Below are 7546 nucleotides of genomic sequence, written 5' to 3'. Positions count from 1 at the left end.
GTGCAAGGGCGCCCGCCTCAACCCGGCTTCCCTGTCGGTACTCATCAACGGCAAGTCCATTGCCGACGTCGCAGCGCTCCCCATGCGCGACTGCGCTGACTTCCTGAACAACCTGGTGCTCACCGGCCGTGAGGCGCAGATTGCGCACCAGGTGCTCAAGGAAATTCAGGCGCGGCTGACCTTCCTGCTCGACGTCGGACTGGAATACCTGAACCTTGAACGGCCGTCCGCCACGCTCTCCGGCGGCGAAGCCCAGCGCATTCGGCTTGCCACCCAGATCGGCTCCGGTCTGGTGGGTGTCCTGTATGTCCTCGACGAACCCTCCATCGGGCTGCACCAGCGCGACAACCGGCGCCTGATCGACACCCTCACCCGGCTCCGGGACATGGGCAACACACTGATCGTGGTGGAGCACGACGAAGACACCATCCACGTGGCGGACTGGGTGGTGGACATCGGACCCGGCGCCGGCGAACACGGCGGCCAGGTGGTCCACTCCGGCTCATACAAGGATCTGCTGGAAAACACCTCGTCACTGACGGGCGACTACCTGTCCGGGCGCAAGAAGATCGAGGTTCCGAAGAAGCGCCGGAAGTATGATAAGAAACGTGAATTGAAGGTGGTCGGCGCCCGGGAGAATAACCTCCTCAACGTTGATGCCGCGTTCCCGTTGGGCCTCTTCACGGCCGTGACCGGCGTGAGCGGCTCCGGCAAGTCCACCTTGGTGAACGAAATCCTGTACAAGGTGCTGGCCAACAAGCTCAACGGTGCCAAGCAGGTGGCCGGCCGGCACAAGACCGTCCAGGGCCTGGAACACCTGGACAAGGTGGTGCACGTTGACCAGAGCCCTATCGGCCGCACGCCGCGCTCCAACCCTGCCACGTACACGGGCGTCTTCGACAACATCCGCAAGCTTTTCGCGGAGACCACCGAAGCAAAGGTCCGCGGCTACCTTCCGGGCCGGTTCTCCTTCAACGTCAAGGGTGGGCGCTGCGAAGCCTGCTCCGGTGACGGCACACTGAAGATCGAGATGAACTTCCTGCCGGACGTATATGTACCCTGCGAGGTGTGCCACGGTGCCCGGTACAACCGCGAGACCCTGGAAGTGCACTACAAGGGCAAGACCATCGCGGACGTGCTCAACATGCCGATCGAGGAGGGCGCGGAGTTCTTTGCCGCCTTTTCTCCGATTGCGCGCCACTTGAACACGCTTGTGGACGTAGGGTTGGGTTACGTCCGACTTGGCCAGCCGGCAACCACGCTGTCCGGCGGCGAGGCCCAGCGCGTCAAACTGGCGGCGGAACTGCAGAAGCGTTCGAACGGCCGCAGCGTCTATGTCCTGGACGAGCCCACGACGGGCCTCCACTTCGAGGACATCCGCAAGCTGCTGATGGTCCTGCAGGGCCTGGTGGACAAAGGCAACACGGTGATCACCATCGAACACAACCTGGACGTCATTAAGAGTGCCGACTGGATCGTTGACCTCGGTCCTGACGGTGGCTCGGGAGGCGGACAGGTCGTCGCTTCCGGTACTCCTGAGCAGCTGGCCAAGTCCACTACCAGCCACACTGCCACTTTCCTCGCAGAAATCCTGCCGTAAGGAGCGAAGTATTCCGTGGCGGGTATGCGAGTTTCAGGCATGCGTTCTGTCGTGAGAAACTAACCCGGTGACTCAAACAACAGTGCCCGTGATCTTTGACCTGGACGGCACTCTTGTCGACCCGGCCGGTGGGATAACAGACGGAATTGCTTCGGCCCTTCGCGGGCTGGGGCTTCCGGTTCCCGGCCAGGACCTGCTCGAAGCGATGATCGGCCCCAAGCTGAGTGACTCACTGCTCAACGTGGCCCAGGTACCGGCCGAGCTGCTGGATGACGTCATCCGCCGCTACCGCGAGTATTACGTGGCGACGGGAATCGCCCAGAGCCGGCTGTACCCGGGTGTCCGTGAGGTCCTGGAGTCCTTCAATGCCGCAGGCCGGCCCATCGCTGTGGCAACCCAGAAACCCCTGGGGCTGGCCCGCACGGTGCTGGAACACCATGGGATCGACGGTTTGTTCCATGGCATCCACGGATCGGCGGACAACGAGTCCGCAGTGGAAGGCGTTCCGCTGGGAAAGACGGAGATCATCGCGGCCGCCTTGAAAGAACTGGGTACGGAGCACGCGTTGATGGTCGGTGACCGGGCCCAGGATGTCGCCGGCGCCATTGCGAACGGCCTGGACTGCATAGGAGTCGCCTGGGGCTTTGCCCCGGATGGTGAACTGGAAACCGCGGGAGCCGTGGCTGTGGTGGAAACGGCTGCGGAGCTGGTTGCCACCATCGACCGGTTGCAGGCCATTCACACGGCCGCCATGAGCGAGGTGACGAACGATGGCACTTTTTGATGCTGTCCGCTGGACGACGCGAAGCCTGATCTCCGGTTCCTGCCGGCCCACCGTCGTGGGACTGGAAAACGTTCCCACCGACGGTCCGTTCATTGTGGCGCCCAACCACCTCTCCTTTTTTGACAGCGTCATTGTCCAGGCGCTGATGCCACGCCCCGTGGCCTTTTTCGCCAAAGCCGAGTACTTCACCACCGGCGGCGTCAAGGGCAAGGCCATGAAGTCATTCTTCGAGTCCGTGGGCTCCATCCCGGTGGAACGTGGTGAGCAGGCCGCCAGCGTCCAGGCCCTCAAGACCCTTCTGGACATCCTCGAGTCAGGCAAGGGCATAGGGATCTATCCGGAAGGCACCCGCTCCCGGGACGGCGTCCTTTACCGCGGACGCACCGGCGTGGGCTGGCTGGCGCTGACCACCGGAGCTCCGGTTATCCCGGTGGGCCTGATCGGAACGGAAAATCTCCAGCGCGCAGGCGAAAAGGGCGTCCGGCCGCAGCACTTCACCATGAAAGTGGGGGAGCCGTTGTACTTCGACAAGACGGGACCGGACCACTCGCTGCCGGCGCGCAGGCAAGTCACCGACCGCATCATGGACGCCATAGCCGAACTCAGCGGCCAGGAACGCTCCACCAGCTACAACCAGAGCAAGATCACCGAGTAGGAACCGCTTGACCAGCTGTTGAGGCCCGGAGGAGCGCTGGGAAGCCTCCTCGTGCAGAGGTACCGGTGCGCCTCAGTAGAATGGATAGGTGGCAAATCCAGCAAGTTACCGCCCCCAGACGGGCGAGATTCCCACCAACCCGGGGGTTTACCGGTTCCGTGACCCCAACGGGCGGGTCATCTACGTCGGTAAGGCAAAAAGCCTCCGCTCCCGGTTGAATTCGTATTTCGCCAACCCTGCCGGACTCCTGCCCAAGACCTATGCGATGGTCCACGCGGCCAGCAGTGTGGAATGGACCGTGGTCGGCAGCGAGCTGGAATCGCTGCAGCTGGAATACACCTGGATCAAGGAATTTAAGCCACGGTTCAACGTCGTCTTCCGGGACGACAAGACCTACCCCTACCTCGCGGTGACCATGGGCGAAAAGTACCCGCGCGTGCAGGTGATGCGTGGCGACCGGAGGAAGGGCACCCGCTACTTCGGCCCCTACACCGCCGGTGCCATCCGGGAAACCATGGACACGCTGCTCCGTGTCTTTCCGGTGCGCAGCTGCAGCGCGGGTGTCTTCAAGCGCGCCGAAGCAAGCGGCCGGCCCTGCCTGTTGGGGTACATCGACAAGTGCTCGGCACCCTGCGTGGGCCGGATTGCCCCGGAAGACCACCGCGCCCTTGCCGACGATTTCTGCGCTTTTATGGGCGGAGAGGCCAAGCGCTTCATCGCCAAACTCGAAAAGCAGATGGCGGAAGCGGTAGCCGAGCTGAATTACGAGCGGGCGGCCCGGCTGCGCGACGACATCGCTGCGCTGCGCAAGGTCTTCGAGCGGAATGCCGTGGTGCTGGCGGAAGACACCGACGCCGATATTTTCGCCCTGCATGAGGACGAACTGGAAGCCGCCGTGCAGGTGTTCCACGTCCGCGGGGGCCGGGTCCGCGGCCAGCGCGGCTGGGTGGTTGAGAAGGTGGAGGATTCCACCACCCCAGACCTCGTGGAACACCTCCTGCAGCAGGTCTACGGAGATGAGGGGCACGGCCACGGCAGGCTGCCCCGCGAAGTCCTGGTGCCGGTCGAGCCCAGCAACGCCGCGGAACTGACCGAGTGGCTGGGCGGTTTGCGCGGGGCCAAGGTTGACATCCGGGTACCGCAGCGCGGGGACAAAGCCGCCCTCATGTCCACTGTGCGCGAGAACGCCGAGCACGCATTGAAGCTGCACAAAACCCGCCGGGCGGGGGACATTACAGTGCGGTCGCAGGCGCTCCAGGAACTGCAGGAAGCACTGGACCTTCCGGTTCCCTTGCTGCGTATTGAATGCTTTGACGTCTCCCACGTCCAGGGCACCAATGTGGTGGCCTCGATGGTGGTAGTGGAGGACGGCCTCCCCAAGAAGTCCGACTACCGGAAGTTTTCCATCACAGGCGCCGCGGCCACCGACGATACTGCCGCCATGCACGACGTCCTGACCAGGCGGTTCCGCCATTACCTGCAGGACAAGTCGGCGCAGGTGGACGAAGCCGTGCTCAACTTGAGCGCCGAAGAAGCGGACTCGGTTGAACCCGGGCAGGTGGAGCCGGGGCAGCAGGAACCGGTTAGGGACGCCGCATTGCTGGACACCACCACGCCGGCGCCGCGCGCCAAGTTCGCCTACCCGCCGAACCTCGTGGTGGTGGACGGCGGCAAGCCCCAGGTCAACGCCGCCGCCCGGGCGCTGGCAGATCTGGGCATCGAGGACGTGTACGTTGTGGGCCTGGCCAAACGTTTGGAGGAAGTCTGGCTGCCGGAGAGCGACTTCCCGGTGATCCTGCCCCGGACATCCCAGGGGCTGTACCTGCTGCAGCGGATCCGCGACGAGGCCCACAGGTTCGCCATCTCGTTCCACCGGCAGAAGCGCGGGAAGGCCATGACTGTTTCCGCCCTGGACGGGGTGCCGGGCCTCGGCGCCTCCAAGCGCAAGGCTCTTTTGGCGCACTTTGGGTCTGTGAAGGGAGTCAAGGCGGCTTCCATGGCAGAACTTTCCGAAGCCAAGGGGATCGGGCCTGCCCTTGCCAGCGCCATCGTCAACCATTTCTCCGCCAGCGGACCGGAGGCAGCCACCGTACCCGCCATCAACATGACCACCGGTGAAGTCATCGAAACCTAGCAGACTCTGCTGAAACTTAGCGGAGTTCAAAGAATCTTAGCTAGGGTTGAGGGCGGGGTGCCGGCCGATGCGGCCCGCCCACAAACCAAGAGCAGAAACGGGGCGGACTTAATGGCAGACACAACGGCGGAATCCGGAGCAGGGCAGGACGGGATGCTCCCGGTCAAGCCGCTCGAAGCGGAACTGCTGGTGGTCACCGGGATGTCCGGAGCAGGGCGAAGCACAGCGGCTGACGCGCTTGAGGACCACGGCTGGTACGTCGTGGAGAACCTTCCGCCGCAGATGCTGGGCACCCTCGCCGAGCTCGTCTCCCACGCGCCCCAGTCCATTCCCCGGCTCGCAGTGGTCGTAGACGTCCGCAGCAAGGGTTTGTTCGCGGACATCCGCGCCGCACTCGGCGCACTGGCCGCCAGCGGCGTGACCTTCCGGGTCCTTTTCCTCGACGCCAGCGACGACGTCCTGGTCCGGCGGTTCGAACAGGGGCGCCGGCCTCATCCCCTGCAAGGCGGCGGCCGCATCCTCGACGGCATCGCCGCCGAACGCGACCTGCTGCAGGAACTGCGCGACAGCTCCGACGTCGTACTGGATACCTCGGGCTACAACGTCCATGGCCTCGCCACCGCCATTACCGAACTCTTCAGCGAAACAGGGCCCGTGGCCCTGCGGCTGAACGTAATGAGCTTCGGCTTCAAGTACGGCCTTCCCGTGGACTCAAACTACGTGGCGGACGTCCGGTTCATCCCCAACCCGCACTGGGTGCCGCAGTTGCGCCCGCACACGGGGCTGGACAAAGACGTCAGCGACTACGTGCTCGAAGCCGAGGGCGTCAAGAATTTCGTGGACCGCTATGTCATGGCACTGGAACCGGTGCTGGATGGTTACCGACGCGAGAACAAGCACTACGCCACCATCGCCGTGGGCTGCACCGGCGGCAAGCACCGCTCCGTGGCAGTCGCCGTCGAACTCTCCAAAAAGCTGGCCCAGTACCCCCGCGTCACGGTGACCACCACCCACCGGGACCTGGGCCGCGAGTAATGTCTCTTTTCACCGGTGCGCTGCCGCTGGTTCCGCCTGCCGGGACGGCGGCCACCCAGCAGGACAAGGGGCCGACTGTTGTTGCCCTGGGCGGCGGCCACGGGCTGGCCGCGTCGCTCTCGGCACTGCGCCTGCTCACCTCGGAGCTCACTGCGGTCGTCACGGTAGCGGACGACGGCGGTTCTTCCGGACGCCTGCGGGACGAGTACGGCGTCCTTCCGCCGGGGGACCTCCGGATGGCGCTGTCGGCCCTGTGCGACGACACCGACTGGGGGCGCACCTGGCGTGACGTGATGCAGCACCGCTTCCGCCCCGGAAAGGGACCCGGCGGCTCGCTCGATGACCATGCCACGGGCAACCTGCTGATCGTTACCCTGTGGGAGCTGCTGGGCGACGCGGTCGCCGGACTGCGGTGGGCGGGTGCGCTGCTGGGCGCCCGCGGACAGGTCCTGCCCATGTCCACTGAGCCGCTGACCATCGAGGGTGACGTCCGGGTCACTGCTCCCGACGGCACCTGGCAACTGGAGACCATCCGGGGACAGGCACGCTGCGCCGTGGCGGGCTCACTGGAGCAGGTGCGCCTCCTGCCCGAGGCAGCGCCCGCCTGCGCCGAAGCATTGAGCGCCATCGAGCTCGCAGACTGGGTGATCCTGGGGCCGGGCTCGTGGTACACCTCCGTGCTGCCGCATCTGCTGCTCCCTGAGATGCGGCAGGCATTGTGCCACACCCCCGCCAAGCGCTGCCTGACCATGAACCTGGCCACGGACACCAAGGAAACATCCGGCATGACGGCCGCCGACCACCTGCATGTCCTGCGGCGTTACGCACCTGGGTTCAACGTCGATGTCGTCCTGGCCGACCCCGCCTCAGTTCCCGACCGGCAGGAGTTCGAGAAGGCTGCCGCGATGATCGGCGCCGAGGTGGTCTTGGGTAAAGTAGGGGCGTCGGGCCGCCGACCCGTCCATGACCCCCTGCGTCTGGCCACGGCGTACAACGACATTTTTGGGAACAGTTAGGAAGGTGCCATGGCACTGACAGCATCAGTCAAGGAAGAACTGTCCCGTCTGGACATCAAGAAGTCATCAGTCCGCAAGGCTGAAGTCTCTGCCATGCTCCGCTTTGCCGGCGGGCTCCACATCATCTCCGGCCGGATTGTCATCGAGGCCGAAGTGGACCTGGCCTCGACCGCCCGCCGCCTCCGGGCCGCCATTTCGGAAGTCTATGGGCACCAGAGCGAGATCATCGTGGTTTCGGCCGGGGGACTGCGGCGCGCCAGCCGTTACGTCGTCCGGGTAGTGCGCGACGGCGAGGCGCTGGCCCGCCAGACCGGCCTCCTCG

The 7546-nt window shown here is 64.9% G+C and carries 7 protein-coding genes; all 7 read left to right on the top strand.

The genetic code is table 11. From position 1 onward, the window contains the following. Positions 1–1600, top strand: a 1600-nt coding sequence (gene uvrA, locus AC5RWX_RS28020) for an excinuclease ABC subunit UvrA (RefSeq protein ID WP_494099523.1), incomplete at its 5' end; no start/stop codon positions are given. Positions 1601–1667: 67 nt separating this feature from the next. Then, on the top strand, positions 1668–2384 hold the full coding sequence (locus AC5RWX_RS28015; RefSeq protein ID WP_494099522.1) for an HAD hydrolase-like protein: 717 nt from the start codon (positions 1668–1670) through the stop codon (positions 2382–2384). Continuing rightward, positions 2371–3039 carry a lysophospholipid acyltransferase family protein gene (locus AC5RWX_RS28010; RefSeq protein ID WP_494099521.1) on the top strand — a complete coding sequence of 223 codons (669 nt, stop codon included), beginning with the start codon at positions 2371–2373 and terminating at the stop codon, positions 3037–3039. Before AC5RWX_RS28015 ends, AC5RWX_RS28010 begins: the two co-directional genes overlap by 14 nt. An 88-nt stretch (positions 3040–3127) precedes the next feature. Next, complete coding sequence (gene uvrC / locus AC5RWX_RS28005; RefSeq protein WP_494099520.1) at positions 3128–5173, top strand: excinuclease ABC subunit UvrC; 2046 nt, start codon at positions 3128–3130, stop codon at positions 5171–5173. 111 nt (positions 5174–5284) lie between these two features. Continuing rightward, positions 5285–6208, top strand: coding sequence for an RNase adapter RapZ (gene rapZ, locus AC5RWX_RS28000; RefSeq protein ID WP_494039612.1), 924 nt, complete (start codon positions 5285–5287; stop codon positions 6206–6208). Next, positions 6208–7224, top strand: a complete 1017-nt coding sequence (locus AC5RWX_RS27995) for a gluconeogenesis factor YvcK family protein (protein ID WP_494099519.1) — start codon at positions 6208–6210, stop codon at positions 7222–7224. Before rapZ ends, AC5RWX_RS27995 begins: the two co-directional genes overlap by 1 nt. Positions 7225–7233: 9 nt before the next feature. Further along, positions 7234–7546: DNA-binding protein WhiA (gene whiA / locus AC5RWX_RS27990; protein ID WP_494099518.1), on the top strand; the 313-nt coding region annotated here is incomplete at its 3' end.

Source organism: Arthrobacter sp. SPT-J7, from assembly GCF_059089965.1.
This window is presented reverse-complemented; position numbering and strand designations above follow the sequence as displayed.

What these genes read in the sequence shown, in the direction of transcription:
- AC5RWX_RS28010 (WP_494099521.1), top strand. Translation starts at nt 2,371, where the DNA reads ATGGCACTTTTTGATGCTGTCCGCTGGACGACGCGAAGCCTGATCTCC.
- rapZ (WP_494039612.1), top strand. Translation starts at nt 5,285, where the DNA reads ATGGCAGACACAACGGCGGAATCCGGAGCAGGGCAGGACGGGATGCTC.
- AC5RWX_RS27995 (WP_494099519.1), top strand. Translation starts at nt 6,208, where the DNA reads ATGTCTCTTTTCACCGGTGCGCTGCCGCTGGTTCCGCCTGCCGGGACG.